General features: G+C 41.7%; 16 protein-coding genes. 10 read left to right on the top strand and 6 right to left on the bottom strand.

All coding sequences use genetic code 11. From position 1 onward, the window contains the following. Positions 1-81: 81 nt before the first annotated feature. Entirely contained in the window at positions 82-2,535 is a 2,454-nt protein-coding gene (locus ACO6S0_RS03140) for a TonB-dependent receptor domain-containing protein (protein WP_422350571.1), read from the top strand. A 95-nt stretch (positions 2,536-2,630) separates the two neighbouring features. On the opposite strand, the gene ACO6S0_RS03135 is transcribed toward ACO6S0_RS03140, so the two are convergent. Both ACO6S0_RS03135 and ACO6S0_RS03130 read right to left on the bottom strand, forming a co-directional pair. Then, positions 2,631-3,170 (bottom strand): pyridoxamine 5'-phosphate oxidase family protein, encoded by a 540-nt coding sequence (locus ACO6S0_RS03135; RefSeq protein WP_422350570.1) that lies wholly within the window; start codon positions 3,168-3,170, stop codon positions 2,631-2,633. Between the two features lies 1 nt (position 3,171). After that, entirely contained in the window at positions 3,172-4,179 is a 1,008-nt protein-coding gene (locus tag ACO6S0_RS03130; protein WP_422350569.1) for a 3-oxoacyl-ACP synthase III family protein, read from the bottom strand. 381 nt (positions 4,180-4,560) lie between these two features. On the opposite strand from ACO6S0_RS03130, the gene htpG reads away from it, so the two are divergent. Further along, positions 4,561-6,447, top strand: a complete 1,887-nt coding sequence (htpG, locus tag ACO6S0_RS03125; protein WP_422350568.1) for a molecular chaperone HtpG — start codon at positions 4,561-4,563, stop codon at positions 6,445-6,447. Positions 6,448-6,561: 114 nt separating this feature from the next. Here htpG and ACO6S0_RS03120 read toward each other — a convergent pair whose 3' ends face one another. Both ACO6S0_RS03120 and ACO6S0_RS03115 read right to left on the bottom strand, forming a co-directional pair. Continuing rightward, positions 6,562-6,963 (bottom strand): hypothetical protein, encoded by a 402-nt coding sequence (locus tag ACO6S0_RS03120; RefSeq protein ID WP_422350567.1) that lies wholly within the window; start codon positions 6,961-6,963, stop codon positions 6,562-6,564. Next, positions 6,950-7,534 carry an RNA polymerase sigma factor gene (locus tag ACO6S0_RS03115; protein WP_422350566.1) on the bottom strand — a complete coding sequence of 195 codons (585 nt, stop codon included), beginning with the start codon at positions 7,532-7,534 and terminating at the stop codon, positions 6,950-6,952. The genes ACO6S0_RS03120 and ACO6S0_RS03115 overlap by 14 nt, the downstream gene beginning before the upstream one ends. Positions 7,535-8,297: 763 nt before the next feature. On the opposite strand from ACO6S0_RS03115, the gene ACO6S0_RS03110 reads away from it, so the two are divergent. Further along, positions 8,298-8,651 carry a DUF6249 domain-containing protein gene (locus tag ACO6S0_RS03110; RefSeq protein WP_422350565.1) on the top strand — a complete coding sequence of 118 codons (354 nt, stop codon included), beginning with the start codon at positions 8,298-8,300 and terminating at the stop codon, positions 8,649-8,651. Positions 8,652-8,713: 62 nt separating this feature from the next. Next, positions 8,714-9,349, top strand: coding sequence for an MOSC domain-containing protein (locus ACO6S0_RS03105; RefSeq protein ID WP_422350564.1), 636 nt, complete (start codon positions 8,714-8,716; stop codon positions 9,347-9,349). A gap of 440 nt (positions 9,350-9,789) precedes the next feature. On the opposite strand, the gene ACO6S0_RS03100 is transcribed toward ACO6S0_RS03105, so the two are convergent. Next, the gene (locus ACO6S0_RS03100; RefSeq protein ID WP_422350563.1) at positions 9,790-10,140 is read right to left on the bottom strand and encodes a hypothetical protein; all 351 of its coding nucleotides are present in this window, start codon (positions 10,138-10,140) and stop codon (positions 9,790-9,792) included. Between the two features lie 210 nt (positions 10,141-10,350). Here ACO6S0_RS03100 and ACO6S0_RS03095 point away from each other — a divergent pair, with 210 nt between their 5' ends. Together ACO6S0_RS03095 and ACO6S0_RS03090 are read left to right on the top strand one after the other, a co-directional pair. Next, positions 10,351-11,220, top strand: a complete 870-nt coding sequence (locus tag ACO6S0_RS03095; RefSeq protein WP_420399011.1) for an AraC family transcriptional regulator — start codon at positions 10,351-10,353, stop codon at positions 11,218-11,220. 1 nt (position 11,221) lies between these two features. Further along, positions 11,222-11,818 carry an alpha-ketoglutarate-dependent dioxygenase AlkB family protein gene (locus ACO6S0_RS03090; protein WP_422350562.1) on the top strand — a complete coding sequence of 199 codons (597 nt, stop codon included), beginning with the start codon at positions 11,222-11,224 and terminating at the stop codon, positions 11,816-11,818. A gap of 3 nt (positions 11,819-11,821) precedes the next feature. Here the strand turns inward: ACO6S0_RS03090 and ACO6S0_RS03085 are convergent, their stop codons facing one another. After that, positions 11,822-12,592: a S1/P1 nuclease gene (locus ACO6S0_RS03085; protein WP_422350561.1), complete on the bottom strand. Its 771-nt coding sequence runs from the start codon at positions 12,590-12,592 to the stop codon at positions 11,822-11,824. Between the two features lie 164 nt (positions 12,593-12,756). Between ACO6S0_RS03085 and ACO6S0_RS03080 the strand changes: the two genes are divergently transcribed. From ACO6S0_RS03080 to ACO6S0_RS03065, 4 genes are read left to right on the top strand one after another with little or no spacing between them, the layout of a single operon-like run. Then, the gene (locus tag ACO6S0_RS03080; RefSeq protein ID WP_422350560.1) at positions 12,757-14,955 is read left to right on the top strand and encodes a DUF5916 domain-containing protein; all 2,199 of its coding nucleotides are present in this window, start codon (positions 12,757-12,759) and stop codon (positions 14,953-14,955) included. 1 nt (position 14,956) lies between these two features. Beyond that, positions 14,957-15,754, top strand: a complete 798-nt coding sequence (locus ACO6S0_RS03075) for a Cof-type HAD-IIB family hydrolase (RefSeq protein WP_422350559.1) — start codon at positions 14,957-14,959, stop codon at positions 15,752-15,754. A 34-nt stretch (positions 15,755-15,788) separates the two neighbouring features. Next, entirely contained in the window at positions 15,789-17,051 is a 1,263-nt protein-coding gene (locus tag ACO6S0_RS03070) for a DUF819 domain-containing protein (RefSeq protein ID WP_422350558.1), read from the top strand. 45 nt (positions 17,052-17,096) lie between these two features. Beyond that, positions 17,097-17,792 carry a DUF4369 domain-containing protein gene (locus tag ACO6S0_RS03065; RefSeq protein WP_422350557.1) on the top strand — a complete coding sequence of 232 codons (696 nt, stop codon included), beginning with the start codon at positions 17,097-17,099 and terminating at the stop codon, positions 17,790-17,792. The last annotated feature ends 3 nt before the right edge of the window (positions 17,793-17,795 follow it).

Raw genomic sequence — 17,795 nt, 5'->3', positions numbered from 1 at the left:
TGTTAAACCCAAAAGGAAATGTAACATTCCCTGTTTAATGTCGTCTTGTAGACAACATCAATCAATCAAAACAAACAGCTCATGAAAAGAGTAATCTTTCTTTTTGCACTACTCTTGTGCATCATTTTACCTGAAAACGCAAAAGCCAACAACGATAATGAACCCCCTGTGGGTTCCATTTCCGGTACTGTTGTGGACAATGCCCTGAACCAACCGGTTGCCTATGCGGCCATTGTGGTTAAATCTGAGGATGGTACTGAAACCATTACCGGAGGAATCACAACCGAAGAGGGTACTTTCGAAATCAAAAAGCTTCCAGAGGGAAATTTCGTATTGGAGGTTCAATTTATTGGGTACAAAACACATTCCCAAAAGTTGGTTATCACCAAAAGGAACAGAAAAGTGGACGTTGGTACCATTACCCTAATGGAAGAAACCGAAGAACTTTCAGAGGTGGAAGTGGTTGCAGAGCGTACCACTATTGAACAGCGTGTGGACCGTAAGGTTATCAACGTTGGAAAAGATTTGACCACGGCCGGAGCTACGGCTTCGGATATTATGAACAACATACCCTCTGTAAACGTGGATTCACAGACTGGGGACATCACAATGAGGGGAAACAGCAACGTAAGGGTGATGGTGGACGGAAAACTCTCCAATGTTCCTGTTGCGCAATTACTGCGTCAAATCCCATCTACATCCATCAAATCCATCGAATTGATCACCAATCCTTCAGCCAAATACAACCCTGAAGGAATGAGCGGTATCATCAATATTGTGTTGCACAAAAATGCCAATATTGGTTTCAATGGTAGTGTTACCACAGGTTTGACCAAGGGCATTGAGGCCAAATTCAATAGTTCCATAGACATGAACTACCGAAATGGGAAGTTCAATTTTTATGGCAACTACGGTAACAATATTGGGAAATACGTAAACGATGGGCATATTCTGAGAGTAGACGAGAACTCTGTCCAGGACTTCGATTTTTTCAATAACAACAAATCACATTTGTACAAGGTTGGGGTTGATTTTTATCTGAACGACAAAAACACCATTTCCGTTTTTACCAATCAAAACATATTTGACGGTACCGGTGAAGGAATCACGGCCATAACCTATAGGGATGACCTATCCAGAAACTTAACACAGTTTTTCTCTGACGTAAGCGATAACCGTAGCGAACAATACAACTTTGATTACAAACTGGATTTCAAAAAAGAGGGGCACAATATTGAGTTGGAGGTGGATCACAATCGCTTTGAAAACAACCAAGATGCCGACTTTAGGACCACTGGAGCAAGTCTGTTCCCAGATTATATGGATTTTGTGGACACCGAGCGTACACAAACCATTGCCAACTTGGATTATGTGAATCCGCTGGATAGCATCTCCAAATTGGAAATTGGGTTGGAGTCCAGAAATTTTGAAACCAATGTGGGCTATAATTCCACAGGATTGTCCTTTAATTCCCAGGGTAATCTGGTTCCAACACCTAGCACCGACTTTGATTACAATATGGATGTGTATTCCGCTTATGTAACCTTTGGTCAGAACCGGGAGAAATGGTCTTACCAAGTTGGCGCAAGGATAGAAAATGTGGAGGTGCAGGCCGATACCAACAGAGTTCGCTCATTCACGGATAAATACACGGAAATCTACCCATCCGCTTTCTTGACTTACAAACCCAATGAAAAAGATCAGCTACAAGTAAGCTACAGTAGAAGGGTTGACAGACCAGGTCTACAACAGGTTAACCCAATTAGGGAATGGGCCACTCCATTGATTTCCTCTTTTGGTAATCCTAGTTTGGTTCCTCAGTTTACCAACTCGTATGAGGCCAACTACACCAAACGAATCAAAAATGGAAGCATTACGGCCGGGGTTTTCTACCGGGCTATATCTGATGAAATTAACAGAGCTGTCTACGTAGACCGATTGGATTTCAATAAACTGATCTTGACATTTGACAATTTTGATGAGACCTCTGCCTATGGTTTTGAAACGTCCATCAACTACAAACCCCTTAAATGGTGGAGCATCAACGCTAGTTTTGATTACTATTCACAGACCAATCGCGGGATAACCGAAAGTTTGGTGGGAGACAATCCAGACCCAACGGAGAATGATATTCTTGTGGAAAATGTGGAAGTGGATAACAACGCCTGGAACCTAAGGGTGAACAATAGCTTTACCGTTACCAAAAAACTGACCATGCAGGTGTTTGGCTTCTACCGCGGACAGAACCAAAATATCCAGTTTACCATAGAACCCATGTATTTTGTGAATCTTGGTGCACGCTACAGTTTTGCCCAGGGCAAAGGTACCATCAGTGTAAACTACAACGACATGTTCAACAGTATGATGTTCCAATTTGATGGGCAACGACCTTATGTACAGGACGGTGGTTTCAACTGGGAAAGCCATAACGTTTATGCCGGTCTTTCTTACCGATTTGGTGGTGGTAAATACAGAGCCAAACAACGTAAGCGAAGAGATGACAACACTAAGCAATCAGGTGGAGGAATTCTATAACATGATTTTGGTATTCCTTGACAGAGTGTTGGTTGGTTAGTCTTCAAGGTCTATCATTTAAAAACCCCAATCTCTTAGGAGATTGGGGTTTTATTTTATTCCTTCTTGGTTTCAAAACCATCTATGCTGGTTACATTCTTTTTTCGCCAATATTTTTCCAAGCCTTCATCACCCTGTTTTTCGGCCCAGTCCAACAGACCTTGCCGTTGGGATTGATAGTCCATTAAGGGAACCCCCATCCCGCAAGAAATTTGCACTTTTTCAATATCCACATCCACCAATTGTCTACTCCCAACTATGGTGGGGAACAATTGGATATGCTTATTCCAGTTTTCATTTTCGGTACCGTACACCTTTGCTTTTCCATAGATTCGAAGAATAATCGGATCTCCCTCAAAAGCGCAAAACATCAGGGTAATCCTGTTGTTGTGACTTAGATGAATGGCCGTTTCATTGCCACTTCCTGTAAGATTGAGCCAAACGACCCTGTTAGGATTCAATACCCGCAGGGAATCCAGGCCTTTTGGTGAAAGATTGACGCTCCCTTCCTTCATGGCCGTAGCTACGAAAAACATTTTTTGTCTTTCTATGAATTCAATCAATGGTGGAGTTAAACCCTTCAGTCGCCTGCCCATCCTACCACCTTATGATCACACTGCCCCAGGTAAACCCACTGCCGAAAGCAGCCAAAACCACCAAATCACCTTCTTTTACCTTACCGGCTTCCCATGCCTCGGTCAAAGCAATGGGAATAGATGCCGCAGTGGTATTCCCATATTTCATGATGTTATTGAAGACTTGATCATTGGAGAGGCCAAATTTCTTTTGCACAAATTGGGAGATGCGCAAATTGGCTTGATGTGGAATCAGCATGTCAATATCTTGCGGACCCAACTGGTTCTTTTGAAGTCCCTCCATAATTACCTCGCTAAAACGGACCACGGCATTTTTAAACACAAACTGCCCATTCATGTATGGATAGTATGAAGTATCCTCTGGATTCTTGTCGTCGATAATATCGGTAACCCATCTTTTGCCCATTCCAGGGGCAATCAGGGAAAGTTCCTCCGCATGTTGGCCTTCGGAATGTAGGTGGGACGAAAGAATTCCTTTGGAGGTATCCTCCTCGCGTGTAAGTACAGCCGCCCCTGCCCCATCGCCAAAAATCACGGATACACCCCTGCCCCGAGTGGTCATATCCAAACCATGGGAGTGTAATTCAGAACCTATAACAAGTACATTTTTGTACATGCCGCTCTTAATGTATTGGTCTGCCACAGAAACCCCATAAACAAAACCAGAGCACTGATTTCTAACATCAAGTGCCCCAACCGTTTTTATTCCCAAATCCCTTTGAACCAATACGCCTGGCCCTGGAAAATAGTAGTCTGGGCTAAGTGTTGCAAAAACAATAAAGTCAATGTCATCTTTGTCTATTCCGGCGCGTTCAATGGCAATTTTTGCTGCCTTGACACCCATGGAAGTGGTGGTATCGGTTCCTTTTACCACATGGCGACGCTCCTTGATTCCTGTTCGTTCCTGAATCCATTCGTCACTGGTCTCCATCACCTTGGTCAAATCGTCATTGGTAACTACATTTTCGGGAACATAATACCCGAGTCCAGATATTTTGGAATTGTACATAAAGTATTTTTAATCAACTCTTGCAAAACAAGCAAAAGGTATTTCGTGGAAAAGTAAAAAATATATTCAAGCTAGTAGTTATATCTCTCAAAAAATAGAACATGGGATGACCAACCCAACCAGCTTTAACGGAGAACGCACTACCGAGCGATAGTGCGTTTCCAACAACCTAACCAATAAACAAACGTGTTATAGCATGAAGTTTTTCATAGCAATCTTCCTCCATAACAATACAAATATATAAATTTTGTTCATTCTTTTTTAATTTTTGTTAAACAAAATTATGTTAAAATTGAAAAATCCTCTTCGGTGTCAGTTTGTCAGCTTTGTAATTCTGGTATTTTTTTTGTCATGCTATGGAAAAAAGAAAACTATTTAACAATGGCTACAGGCAAAATCAATGTTTCCGTAGAGAACATATTTCCGTTAATCAAGAAATTTCTATACAGTGATCATGAAATCTTCCTTAGGGAGCTCATTTCCAACGCCACGGATGCAACCTTAAAACTGAAACACCTCACGTCCATTGGTGAGGCCAAAGTAGAATATGGCAATCCCCAGATTGAGGTCAAAGTGGATAAGGACAACAAGCAAATCCGTATTGTTGACCAAGGTATCGGTATGACTGCCGAGGAAGTAAAAAAGTACATTAACGAAGTAGCTTTTTCCGGTGCGGAGGAATTTTTGGACAAATACAAGGACGCTGGAAAAGATTCAGGAATCATAGGTCACTTTGGACTTGGTTTCTATTCAGCTTTTATGGTAGCGGACAAGGTAGAAATCATCACCAAGAGTTTTAAGGATGAACCAGCGGTGCACTGGACTTGCGACGGATCACCCGAATTTACCTTGGAAGAAACCCAGAAGGACGACCGAGGAACAGAGATTATTCTTCATGTGGCGGAAGATTCCACAGAATTTTTGGAAGATGCCAAAATAAGGGAGTTGTTGACCAAGTACAACAAATTTATGCCCATCCCCATAAAATTTGGAACCAAGACCGAAACGCTTCCAAAACCTGAAGGTGCCAAGGAAGACGACCCGGCTCCAACCCAGGAAGTAGATGACATTATCAACAACCCCACGCCTGCATGGACCAAAAAGCCTACAGAACTAAAGGAAGAAGACTATAAGAACTTTTACAGGGAGTTATACCCCATGCAGTTTGAAGAGCCTTTGTTCAACATTCATTTGAATGTGGACTATCCTTTCAACCTGACCGGGATTTTGTATTTTCCCAAATTGACCAACGACCTAAACGTTCAAAAAGATAGGATTCAGCTCTATCAAAACCAGGTTTTTGTCACGGACAATGTAGAGGGGATCGTTCCTGAGTTCTTAACCATGCTAAGAGGGGTAATCGACTCCCCTGATATTCCCTTGAATGTTTCCCGTTCCTATTTGCAAGCGGACGGGGCGGTGAAAAAAATATCATCCTACATCACCAAAAAAGTTGCGGACAAACTGAGTTCCTTATTCAAAAACAACCGTGAGGATTTTGAACAAAAATGGAACGACATCAAAGTGGTAATAGAGTATGGAATGCTTTCCGAAGAGAAATTCTTTGAAAAAGCGGATAAATTTGCCCTATACCCTACCGTTGATGGTTCCTACTTCACTTTTGAAGAGCTGGAAAATAAAATCAAGGACAATCAAACGGATAAAGACGACAAATTGGTAGTGCTTTATGCTTCGGACAAAGAGGCACAGCACAGCTATATAGAAGCCGCCAAAGCCAAAGGCTATGAGGTATTGCTGATGGATTCCCCAATTGTTTCGCATCTTATGCAAAAATTGGAAACTTCCAAGGAAAAGCTCTCTTTTGCCCGTGTGGATGCAGACCACTTGGACAACCTGATTAAAAAAGAGGACACCGCTATTTCCAAACTTTCCGACGAAGAGAAGGACCGCCTCAAAGCGGATTTGGAAAAAGTTGTCCAAGAAAAGGGATATACGATCCAAATGGAGGCCATGGACAGCAACGCCTCCCCATTTATCATTACAGAACCGGAATTTATGCGCCGTATGAAGGAAATGCAGCAAACCGGTGGCGGTGGTATGTTTGGGATGGGCAATATGCCGGAAATGTACAATTTGATTGTAAACACCAACCACGAATTGGTGGGTGAAATCCTAAATACCAAAACGGCTAAAAAACGGGAGCGTTTGATCAATCAATCCCTGGATTTGGCACGTTTGTCCAAAGGACTGCTTAAAGGTGAGGAGTTGACCAACTTTATTGCCCGTAGCTACGATATGATCAAGTAGATGCACAGATGATGTCAGTTCGAGCGCCATGTCTGCCGACAGGCAGGTAGTCGAGAACGTCTTATGAGACTATCCAAATATATCTTGGCTCCGCCCGGACTGACATTTTCATTTTTAGGCGCATCTCTTATTAAAATAGCGCTTGAGGACGAAGGCTTGGAAACATACCATGAGCCCTATAGCCCCTACCATATAGCTAAAGGTTTTTGAAATCTGTAGCTGGGGTATTTTTGCTGAAAACCAATTTTTGGCATCGGATAATAGCTGAATAACTTGACCCTCGGCTGGGGTTGTTGCTGAATTGGTAGCGAATAGATAGAACCCAAAAACTCCCAACATGCCCAGGGCTATTAAAATGGACTTTATGGACATCACGGGTTTATACTCGGCCATGGATCGCTGAAGCTTGGTAACTTCCTGTATTACCGCGTAAGTAAAATTGGATGATGGGGTTTCCAAAGGGGCCTCTTCCATCATTTTATCCACTAGTCTTTCCAATTCTTTATCCTTGTCCATAACTTTGTATTGTTTCTGGTTCCAATTGTTTTTTTAAAATAGCTCCCAGCCTATTCCTGGCCCTAAACAGTTTTACCTTGGCCGTATTGGGACTTAGATTTAATGCCTTGGCCATTTCTTTAAGGTCTCTTTCTTCAAAATAAAAAAGTGTCAGCAAAGCTGCATCAACAGGTGACAATTGCTGTATACATCTTTTGATGGTTTCAGCCCGCTCTTGCATCACCAATCCGTCAAGGGCATTGCCCATTTCCATCACCGCCTCACTTTTGACCTCCTCAATAGGTGTATTTTTAAGCTCCTTTTTATGCTTCTTTACCCGATCCAAACAGGTATTGTATGCAATCCTATAGATCCAGGAAGACAGCTTGGAATCACCTTTAAAATTCTTTAAGGACTTAAACACCTTTATAAAGGTATCTTGGGCCACCTCCTCTGCCTCTTCCCTATTTTTCAGGGTACGTATGGCAACCGTAAACACCAAGTCCTTGTACTGATCTACAAGGATGGAAAATTCCTGTGTATCCCCATTTAAGATGGCAGCAATATCCGGTTGGTTTTTCGTTTGCTTCATTTGTTGAGTAAGACGACGTTGGAAGGCCCTAGGTTACATTAAAGTTAAAAAAACCGTGGTGCACTTGGACTGTAATTCGTCCATTCGTGTGGTCATTATGGTCCTACAATGAAACATGGAAAATGGAAACCGGTAAACTAATGTTTGGTGCTTGGTGCTTGGTGCTTGATGCTTGGTGCTTGGTGTCTGAAGATTGAAAATGGAAAACCTCCTCATCCAGAGAACACCCAACAACTAGCATCCAGCGTCTCGTGTCTCGTGTCTCGTGTCTGATGTCCGATGTCCGATGTCCGATGATGGAAAATGGAAAATGGAAAATGAAAAACCGCCTTATCCTTAGAACACCCAACAACTAACATCCAGCATCTCGTGTCTTGTGTCTTGTGTCTGATGTCTGATGTCTGATGTCTGATGTCCGATGATGGAAAATGAAAAGTTAAAAACGACTCATTCCAACGTGCATCCAGCATCTCGTGTCTTGTGTCTTGTGTCTCGTGTCTTGTGTCTCGTGTCTCGTGTCTTGTGTCTTGTGTCTTGTGTCAAATATGTCGAGAAGTAGAATTTTATAAGAAAACCATTGTTCTCGACCTGCCTGCCGCCAGGCAGGTACTTTTTCCCTCGGAAAAAACTCGAACTGACGGTTTTTGAGTTAAGGTGTCTTCAAATGCACTACGGAAAAAAATACAAGATGAACTGTAACCTCAACAAAAAAAGTGTCGTCCTATGCAAAACGAGTTTATTAATCAATTAAAAAACGAACAACATGGCAGAAGCAATTTTAATTCCAATCAGCTTTTTTCTGGTAGTTTTCGCAATTTGTTACCTCTATTTTTCCACTCGCAATAAAGAACGGTTGGCCTTAATAGAAAAAGGGGTGGATGCCAGTATCTTTTTCAAGTCTAAGGACGATGGCGAACTATCCACCTGGAAAATTGTATTGATCAATTTTGCCGTTCTTCTTATGAGTATAGGAATTGCCATCTTTTTAGGTTCCTCCATGGTTAACGGTTTGGGCTTGGATGAGGAAATAGCGTTTCCCGGAACCATCTTTCTAATGGCAGGGGTTGGCTTGATGGTGGGTTTCTTCATCACCAAAAGGTTGGAGAAAAAAGGATAAAAAAAGAATATCTTTCTGTTAAAGACCATCGGTAATCCCGGTGGTTTTTTTAATTTCAGCCTATGCGAATCATCTCAACCAATTTGGGCAAGCCCACCCCCATAGTCTGGAACGGTCAGGAAACCACCACCGGGATTTTCAAATATCCTGTAAACGAACCTATTACCCTGGAATCTGAAAGTGTAGCCAGGGACAATATCAGCGATAGAAAAGTGCATGGAGGCGTTTTTAAGGCCTGTTATCTCTTTGCAAAAGAGCAATATCCTTATTGGAAGGAAAAGTACCCCAACTTAGATTGGGATTGGGGCATGTTTGGGGAAAACTTGACTGTTGAAGGTTTGGATGAGTCTACCCTAAAAATTGGAAATATCTACAAAGTGGGTACTGCCTTGGTTCAAGTTACCCAACCACGGGAGCCCTGTTTTAAACTGGGAATCCGTTTTGATGACCAGGACATTTTAAAAACATTCATTGACCGAGGGTATCCAGGCACTTATATGCGGGTTCTGGAAGTAGGCCAAGTCCAGGTAGGGGATGAATTTGTTTTGGTTGAGGAATCTTCAAATCCGCTAACTACACAACAATTTTATCAACTGCTTTTTACCAGAAAAAAAAATCCAGAGCAGATACAATTGGCTTTGGAAAACGAAGCCCTACCGCAACGGAAAAGGGACAAGCTGCGAAGATTTCTGAAATAGGTTCAAGCGCAAAATTCAAATTCAAGTTCAGTTATCTGTTATTAGTTATTTGAAAATTAAACTGTCATCTAACATCCAACATCTAGCATTCAAAGTTCAAGGTCTTGGCTTTAGGGTCTAGGATCAAATGAATTGAATATTGTTAATTGAACATTGTCCATTGAAAATCCGTCAATTGAAAACAGGCATCCGTCAATTCAAACAGGGCATACGTCCATTAGGATAGAAAAAGATTACAAACCCGATGTACTTTTAGACCTTAGTGCAACAGAACCATTGCAATCCAAGATTACGATTGAAGTGATGTAATTAGTTAGTGTTCTTTTTGGCCTGTCGGGTGCAATGGGCTTTTTCTTTTCCCGGCAGGTCTTTTTTGTTCCCCAACAAAAAAAGAGGCCCAAAATTGGGCCTCCCTCAAAACTGAATTTAACTAAACAAACTTATTTTACGCTCATGGTCTCCTTATAGGTACCAGATTCGTCAACTACCACTACAGTATAGCTGTCTTTAAAGGCTTTTTCAAAATTGAAAGCTTTTTCAATCACAAGTTCTCCGCTCACAGTTTCTTTGAAAACCAGCCTGTTTTGACTGTCATATACTTTTAGAGTTACTTTCTCCTGGGATAGGTTCAAAAGGTTCACAAACAATTTGTCCCCCTTCTTTACAAATACAGGATCAAGTTCAATGTTGATCAAATTTTTCTCTACCTCGCTTTTTGCAGGTCCGTTTGCATATCCCATTGTACCCAAAAGGAATGCTGCTACTGTAACATAATTCAAAACTGATTTCATAACGTTTCGTTTTTTTAATAATTACAAGACAAAACTACTATGACAATTCAGCTCCCAACACTACCCTATTTTCCAATTTATGTTCAATTTTACCCTATTAAGCATGTTAATATGACGTTAAGGTTAAAATAGCACATATTTTAGGTAATTTTGCATAGCAGCTTGGTTTAAAGCACCTTAATTTTACAGTACCAAATAAAATTGAACGCGATGAAACAGAAGCCCGCTTTTGAAGCGATTGAACCTACTTTCGGGCACTCGTTCACCTACCAAAAGTTTAACGAGAACAACGAAAACAAAAACAATGCTTGGCACTATCACCCAGAATTGGAATTGGTGTATATAAATGGGGGTTCGGGAAAAAGGCAAATTGGCAGCCATGTTTCCTATTTCAGGAACGGGGACTTGATCTTGATCGGTTCCAATCTGCCCCATTGCGGTTTTACAGATAAATTGACCGGCAATAAAAGTGAGACCATTGTGCAGATGAAATTGGATTTTTTGGGAAATGACTTCTTTAATATCCCGGAAATGAAGAACATCCAAACATTGTTTGAAGTGGCAAAAGGTGGTATTGCCTTCTTTGGAAAAACCAAGCTCAAAGTGGGAGAAAAAATGGAAATTTTAGAGTATCAGACGGATTTTCAGCGTTTGCTATCTATCCTGAACATCTTAAACCAATTGGCAACCTCGGAAGAAATCAAAGTATTGAATGCCGAAGGATTTTCCATGGAGACCGAGGTCAAGGACAATGACAGAATCAACATTGTTTTTAACCACGTAAAGGCAAATTTCAAGGAGGATATAAGCTTGGAAGAAATTGCGGATTTGGTTAGTATGACCGTTCCTTCCTTTTGCAGATACTTCAAAAAAATAACCCATAAAACTTTTACACAATTTGTGAATGAATATCGGTTGGTGCATGCCTCCAAACTTTTGGCGGAGCAGCCCATCAGCATCACAGAGGTATGTTATGAAAGTGGATTCAACAATTTTTCGCACTTCAATAAAAGTTTTAAGGCCTTTACAGGGCAAAATCCATCGGAGTACAGAAACCAATTGAGAAAAGTCCTCAAATAAAATGGAACTTTTTGACACCAAAATAAACTTGGATCTTCCCAACGCTGATATTATTTATCATCCTTCATTTCTAAGTCTTGAAAGGGCGAACCACTTCTTCCGAACACTTGGCGAAACCATACCTTGGCAGCAGGACCAAATCACTGTTTTTGGCAAAACCCATCCCCAACCAAGATTAACGGCTTTATATGCCGATAACGACAAAACCTATTCCTACTCCGGAATTACCATGAACCCCCACAGCTTTACACCCGAATTGCAACAAATTAAAAAGGAGGTAGAACAATTGACCCAGAACACCTTTACCACCTGCCTACTTAACTTTTATAGGGATGGAAGAGACAGCAACGGTTGGCATTCCGATGACGAAAAGGAACTGGGAACAAACCCAATAATTGCTTCGGTAAGTCTGGGAGCCGAACGCTTTTTTCAATTGAGAAACAAGGCAGACAAAGGAATAAAGTCCAAAATACTATTGCAGCATGGGAGTTTATTGATCATGAAAGGGGCAACGCAACATTTTTGGCAGCATCAAATCCCAAAAACTTCAAAAAAGATTGGTGGACGAATCAATCTAACCTTTAGGGTAATCAAGTAGGCGCTAGTCAAAAAGGTCATTGAGCACCTTGGCCAAACGAAATCCTCCTCTTTGAAGTTGTTGGAAGAGCACTTCATTATATTGATAGCCATACTGGTAGCCGAGCTTGTCACCCGTTTTGGCAGAGTCGTAAATATCCGCACATATTTCATGGGACTCCTCTACCCAGTCGTATATGGTGCCCTCCTGTATTTTCTTACGTTCCTTACGGCTTAGATGATCCAGTTCAGTGGCCAATTCCGTATAGGTCATGCCGTAGGATTCAATCAGGTTTTTGTCCCATACCCTGTGCAAATTGCTTCCTTCCCCAAACCACTGCACTTGAATGGAATTACCGCCTTTGTCCTCTGCCCTACTGGCATGCATAGGCTGATGCAGATCACCAATTAAATGTACCAACATTTTAAGATGAAAGGAACGGGTCTTCTTACTGTTTTCTTTGTTCTTAACCATGCGAATACACTCCTCTATCCCCGTGATTATATCCCCGTATTTGCTTTTTTCCGAATCCTCGTATCGCGTGCCCAATGGATAATTCACAAAATGCCAGGCAAAATACCCTGAATATTTACGATCAGCCTTGATTTCATCGGCAAAGGTGGAAACATACGCCAAGCTATGTCCATCCAACAAATCCTTTAATGCCCTTTTGGCTTTTCCGGTCAAATGATTTTGGGCTATATGTCCAGTTACCCGATGTCCGGTTTTACCCCAAAAAGTATTACTGAAAATCAAAGTGGGGACAAGCAAAAAAAGAAAGGCGAGGTTTTTCATGATTGATGATTTTTTCAAATGTAAAAACTACAAATTAAAGTTTGTAACGCCTCATCGATTAATTCAAATCCGCCTTCCATCATGTGAAAACAAACGATTATATTTTTTAGGATTTTTTTAACTAGGGTTGCCCTTAAATTTGTCAATCTAACTCAAACACCCTTATGTTGAAACTTCGCTTGGTATTGGCTTTGGCCATATCACCTTTGCTCCTCACCGCACAATCCAACGAGAAGAGTTTTACCGTAAAGTACATAACCCAACCCATAACCGTGGATGGTGTCCTGGACGAATCTGTCTGGGAAACTGCGGAAAGTGCGCATGGTTTTCAACAGTACTTTCCAACAGATTCTATTTTGGCCGAACAAAAGACGGAAATCAAAATGCTTTTTGATGATACCACCCTGTATATTGGGATTCGCCAGGAAGCCGAAGGAAAGGATTATATCACTCCCTCCTTGCGCAGGGATTACCGTGCGGGCAATAGCGATAACATTACCCTAATGTTCGATACCTTCAATGATGGAACCAATGCCTTTCTATTCGGAATCAACCCATTGGGCGTACGTAGAGAGGCCCTAATTTCTGGTGGAGGAAACGACCTCAGAGGATTTACGACTTCCTGGGACGTGAAATGGCGGGGCGAATCAAAAATCCATGATAGGTATTACATCTCGGAAATAGCCATTCCTTTGACCTCGTTTAAATTCAGGGAAGGTGAGACTAAATGGCGATTTAACAGTTATCGTTTTGACCTACAAAGCAATGAACGAAGCAACTGGATCCAAATTCCGCAAAACCAGTTGGTTTTCAATTTGGCCTTTATGGGTGATATGCATTTTGAAAAACCTTTGGGAAAATCGAGAACTCCCTTAGCTTTAATTCCTTATATCAACGGGATTTCAGGTAAGGATTTTGAAAATGACGAGTCCAGAAACAAGGTCAAAATTGGAGGGGACGCCAAAGTTGCCATTGGAAATGGAATGAATTTGGATATTACCCTCAATCCGGATTTTTCGCAGGTAGAAGTAGATAATTTTATCACCAACCTTACCCGCTTTGAGGTATCGCTTCCGGAAAGACGTCAGTTTTTTATTGACAACAGTGACCTTTTTTCCAGTTTTGGGGGAGGTAGGGATGCCAATCCTTTTTTCTCCAGACGAATTGGTATTGCCAAAGATGCCGATGATAATACCATAGAGAACAAAATTATTGGTGGGGTGCGTTTAAGCGGTAAACTCAACAATAATCTTAGACTAGGGTTTCTTAACATTCAGACCGAAGAAGATGAAACCAATGAAATAGCCTCTAACAACAATATGATGTTGGCCTTGCAGCAAAAGGTTTTTTCACGTTCAAATGTGAGCATGTTCTTTATTAACAGGCAGTCTTTTGACTCACCGGATTTTTTGGATGAAAGTGAGGAATACAACCGCGTGGTGGGTTTGGATTATAATTTGGCCAGCGCGGACAATACATGGAACGGTAAATTTTATGGCCATAAATCATTTCAACCCAACGACAGTAGGGGAAATTATTCCTTTGGTGGTTTTGCAAACTATAACGCCAAGAATTACGGAGGGTTTTTGGATATCGTCTATATTGATGAGGAATTCGAATCTGATTTAGGATTTATCCCCAGAAAGGATATTTTTAAAGTTGCATCTAGCCTAAACCGAAACTTTTGGCCACAAAATAGGGCGCTCAACAGCCATTCCATCAACCTTTTTTCTGTATACACTTGGAGGCCTCAATTGGACTATCAAAATACCGATTACTTCTACAATCTAAGCTGGGAAGCCATGTTTACCAACCTTTCCGAGTTTAGTGCTGAACTGGAACACCGTTTTGTCTATCTAACCGAGGAATTTGACCCCACAGGAAAGGACGGTGCCGTACCCCTACCTGAAAATAACGGGTATTATTTTACCTCGGCAGAACTGGAATATCAATCGGACAGAAGAAAAACACTCTCTTTCAGTGTTGAACCCTCGTATGGGGAATTTTTTAATGGGAAACGATTTTCGTTGGAAGGTGATATGATGCTACGCTTCCAACCCAAGGTGAATTTGTCCATGATGTTCAATTACGACCATATAGACCTTCCCGCTCCCTATGCAAGAGCAGATATATGGCTTGTGGCCCCAAGAGTGGATATCACGTTTAGCAAATCCATTTTTTGGTCAACTTTGGTCCAATACAGCAACCAGAGGGACAATCTTGGTTTCAACTCCAGACTGCAATGGCGTTTTGCACCTCTTTCTGATCTGTTTTTGGTATACAATGACAATTATTTTGTGAATACCTTTATGCCCAGAAATAGGTCCATTAACCTAAAGCTTACCTATTGGCTCAATATTTAGCATGAATTTTAAGATACTTTGTTCGGATTTGGACGGTACCCTCCTGTCCAGCAAGAATGACGTTTCCAATTTTACGGTTTCGGAAATCAATCGGATAAAGAACCGAATGCGGGTAGTATTGGTTTCAGCCCGAATGCCCAAGTCCATGAGGTATCTCCAGGACAGAATGGGTATCGAGAATAACCCTTTGGTTTGCTATAACGGTGCTTTGGTCTTGCACGAGGCAGATGAGTTATGCAACATTATGATATCCATTAGTCAAACTAAGGAACTCCATACTGTTTGCGATGCCCATGGGATAAAGCTGGGACTTTATCAAAATGATGAGTGGTGTGTTGAAGAGACTTCAGAACGAGTGGAAAAGGAAATTTTTAACACCAAGGCCCAGCCCATATTTGAAGCCACAGCCAAAACCCTGCAACGATGGGAACAAAATAACACTGGTCCGCACAAAATCATGCTTATGGGTACCAAGCAGATGATGGATGAAATAACCCCGGTTTTGGAATCCCATTTTTCCGATACTATGAATTGCTATCGATCCAATGACACCTTGATAGAAATTGCACCTAAAGCAGTTTCCAAATTGGGAGCCATCCAATCTTTATTGCAATCGGATGAAACCCTTGAGGATGTAATCGCCTTTGGTGATAATTTCAATGATGTGGAGATGCTGCAAAAGGTGGGCTGCGGAGTTGCTGTTGCCAATGGTCGGGACGAAGCCAAAGAAGTGGCCAATTGGGTTACTTTGAGCAATAAGGAACATGGGGTTGCCCAATTTATCAAGGACCATCTTTGATTTTCCTATATTTGGGAGTCACTAGATTTATTGTATGAACCAACTACCTTTTACCGAAGATACCATCATCTTTGGTCTTCTCTGTTTATGTCTCGGTTTTGTTTTTTACACCTCATCCATTAAAACAGGCTTTTGGAAAAAATTCTATGGTATTGTGCCCACAGTGCTCATGTGCTATTTGCTACCTGCCATCTTGGCCAGTACGGGAATCGTGGACGAAAAATCTTCGCAGACTTATTACATTGCCAGTCGGTATTTGTTGCCAGCAGCCTTGATCTTAATGACACTGAGTATAGACCTAAAGGCTATTGCAAACCTGGGTTCCAAAGCTTTGATTATGTTCTTGACAGGTACGGCAGGAATTGTCATTGGAGGGCCTGTTGCCATTTTAATTGTTTCCATATTTTCGCCAGAAACTGTTGGCGGCAATGGGTTTGACGCCGTATGGCGTGGGTTGGCCACCATTGCCGGGAGTTGGATAGGTGGCGGGGCCAATCAGGCCGCCATGTTGGAAGTTTTTCAATTTAACCAGGAAAAGTATGGCGGAATGGTGCTAGTAGATATTGTGGTAGCCAATCTTTGGATGGCCATATTGCTACTCGGTATCGGTAAAACCAAAAAAATAGATAATTGGCTGAAGGCCGACACCTCCTCCATCGAGGAGCTAAAGGAAAAAGTCAGTACGCATACAGCAAAAATAGCCCGTGTGACTTCCCTACATGATTTTATGATGATGTTGTTGTACGCTTTTGCCGGGGTTGGCATTGCCCATTTGGCAGGACATCATTTTGCGGAATTTTTGGAAGCCAATTTTGAAGTTATCCGAAACAAAGAAAAAATTCTGTCGTCCCTAGGTTCCAAATTTCTATGGATGGTGGTTTTTGCCACCACCATTGGGATAGGTCTTTCCTTTACCAAGGCCAAAAACTATGAGGGTGCAGGTGCCAGCAAGATTGGAGGCATGTTCATTTACATTTTGGTGGCAACCATTGGGATGAAAATGGATTTGGGTCGTGTTATGGAAAATCCCGGACTCATTGCCATTGGCTTGGTTTGGATTACCATCCATGCAGGTTTGTTGATCTTGGTAGCCAAATTGATCAAGGCGCCTTATTTCTTTTTGGCAGTGGGTAGTCAAGCCAATGTGGGTGGAGCTGCTTCGGCTCCGGTTGTGGCGGCGGAGTTTCACCCCTCCTTGACCTCGGTTGGGATTTTGCTGGCCGTTTTTGGATATGTGGTGGGTACCGCAGGTGCTTATTTATGTGCTTTGCTCATGGAAGTTGCTTCCAAGGTTTAAATATTCCATAAGTTTATGCATATTTGCCACTCAAAAATTTTATTCATGAAGCGGATTTTATCAGTTTTGACCCTCCTTGTGCTTTTGGTTTCCTGTACAAGCAAAACCGAAAATACAATGACGGTCTCGGGGAACATCAAAGGGCTTAAAAAGGGAACCTTATACTTGCAACATTTTAAGGACTCTACTTTAGTTGTTTTGGATTCTGTTGAGATTCAAGGTGATGGGAATTTTGTTTTTGCCCATGAGTTGGAAGAACCCGATGTATTCTACCTCTATCTGAATAAACAAGACAATAACGACCTCAACGATCGTATTACCTTTTTTGGTGAATCCGGCGACATCACGATCAAAACCAATTGGAACACTTTTGATCTAAACCCTGAAATTTCTGGTTCCATCAGCAATAAAAAGCTAGAGGAATTCAATGAGATGATGTCACAATTCGGGATACGGGAATTGGAATTATTTCAGTTGGCTGCCCAACCTGAATTCCAAGAAGATACGCTGAAGCAGGATTCCATTCAAAGACTTATCGATAGAAATGTACTAGGCACGTATAGATACGCTCTAAATTTTGGGTTGATCAATGGGGATTCTTATGTTACTCCCTATCTCATGACCACGGTAGGGGATGTGGTAAATCCTATATATTTGGATTCCGTTTACAAAGTGCTGGAGCCCCATGTAGCTTCCTCCAAGTACGGGAAACTTCTAAGGACGCAATTGGATGGCCAATAGTAT

The sequence above is a fragment of the Flagellimonas sp. genome (assembly GCF_965233845.1).
GTDB lineage: Bacteria > Bacteroidota > Bacteroidia > Flavobacteriales > Flavobacteriaceae > Flagellimonas.
This window is presented reverse-complemented; position numbering and strand designations above follow the sequence as displayed.

Coding starts and splice junctions, on each gene's coding strand:
- ACO6S0_RS03140 (WP_422350571.1), top strand. CDS start 82: ATGAAAAGAGTAATCTTTCTTTTTGCACTACTCTTGTGCATCATTTTA.
- ACO6S0_RS03135 (WP_422350570.1), bottom strand. CDS start 3,170: ATGGGCAGGCGACTGAAGGGTTTAACTCCACCATTGATTGAATTCATA.
- ACO6S0_RS03130 (WP_422350569.1), bottom strand. CDS start 4,179: ATGTACAATTCCAAAATATCTGGACTCGGGTATTATGTTCCCGAAAAT.
- htpG (WP_422350568.1), top strand. CDS start 4,561: ATGGCTACAGGCAAAATCAATGTTTCCGTAGAGAACATATTTCCGTTA.
- ACO6S0_RS03120 (WP_422350567.1), bottom strand. CDS start 6,963: ATGGACAAGGATAAAGAATTGGAAAGACTAGTGGATAAAATGATGGAA.
- ACO6S0_RS03115 (WP_422350566.1), bottom strand. CDS start 7,534: ATGAAGCAAACGAAAAACCAACCGGATATTGCTGCCATCTTAAATGGG.
- ACO6S0_RS03110 (WP_422350565.1), top strand. CDS start 8,298: ATGGCAGAAGCAATTTTAATTCCAATCAGCTTTTTTCTGGTAGTTTTC.
- ACO6S0_RS03105 (WP_422350564.1), top strand. CDS start 8,714: ATGCGAATCATCTCAACCAATTTGGGCAAGCCCACCCCCATAGTCTGG.
- ACO6S0_RS03100 (WP_422350563.1), bottom strand. CDS start 10,140: ATGAAATCAGTTTTGAATTATGTTACAGTAGCAGCATTCCTTTTGGGT.
- ACO6S0_RS03095 (WP_420399011.1), top strand. CDS start 10,351: ATGAAACAGAAGCCCGCTTTTGAAGCGATTGAACCTACTTTCGGGCAC.
- ACO6S0_RS03090 (WP_422350562.1), top strand. CDS start 11,222: ATGGAACTTTTTGACACCAAAATAAACTTGGATCTTCCCAACGCTGAT.
- ACO6S0_RS03085 (WP_422350561.1), bottom strand. CDS start 12,592: ATGAAAAACCTCGCCTTTCTTTTTTTGCTTGTCCCCACTTTGATTTTC.
- ACO6S0_RS03080 (WP_422350560.1), top strand. CDS start 12,757: ATGTTGAAACTTCGCTTGGTATTGGCTTTGGCCATATCACCTTTGCTC.
- ACO6S0_RS03075 (WP_422350559.1), top strand. CDS start 14,957: ATGAATTTTAAGATACTTTGTTCGGATTTGGACGGTACCCTCCTGTCC.
- ACO6S0_RS03070 (WP_422350558.1), top strand. CDS start 15,789: ATGAACCAACTACCTTTTACCGAAGATACCATCATCTTTGGTCTTCTC.
- ACO6S0_RS03065 (WP_422350557.1), top strand. CDS start 17,097: ATGAAGCGGATTTTATCAGTTTTGACCCTCCTTGTGCTTTTGGTTTCC.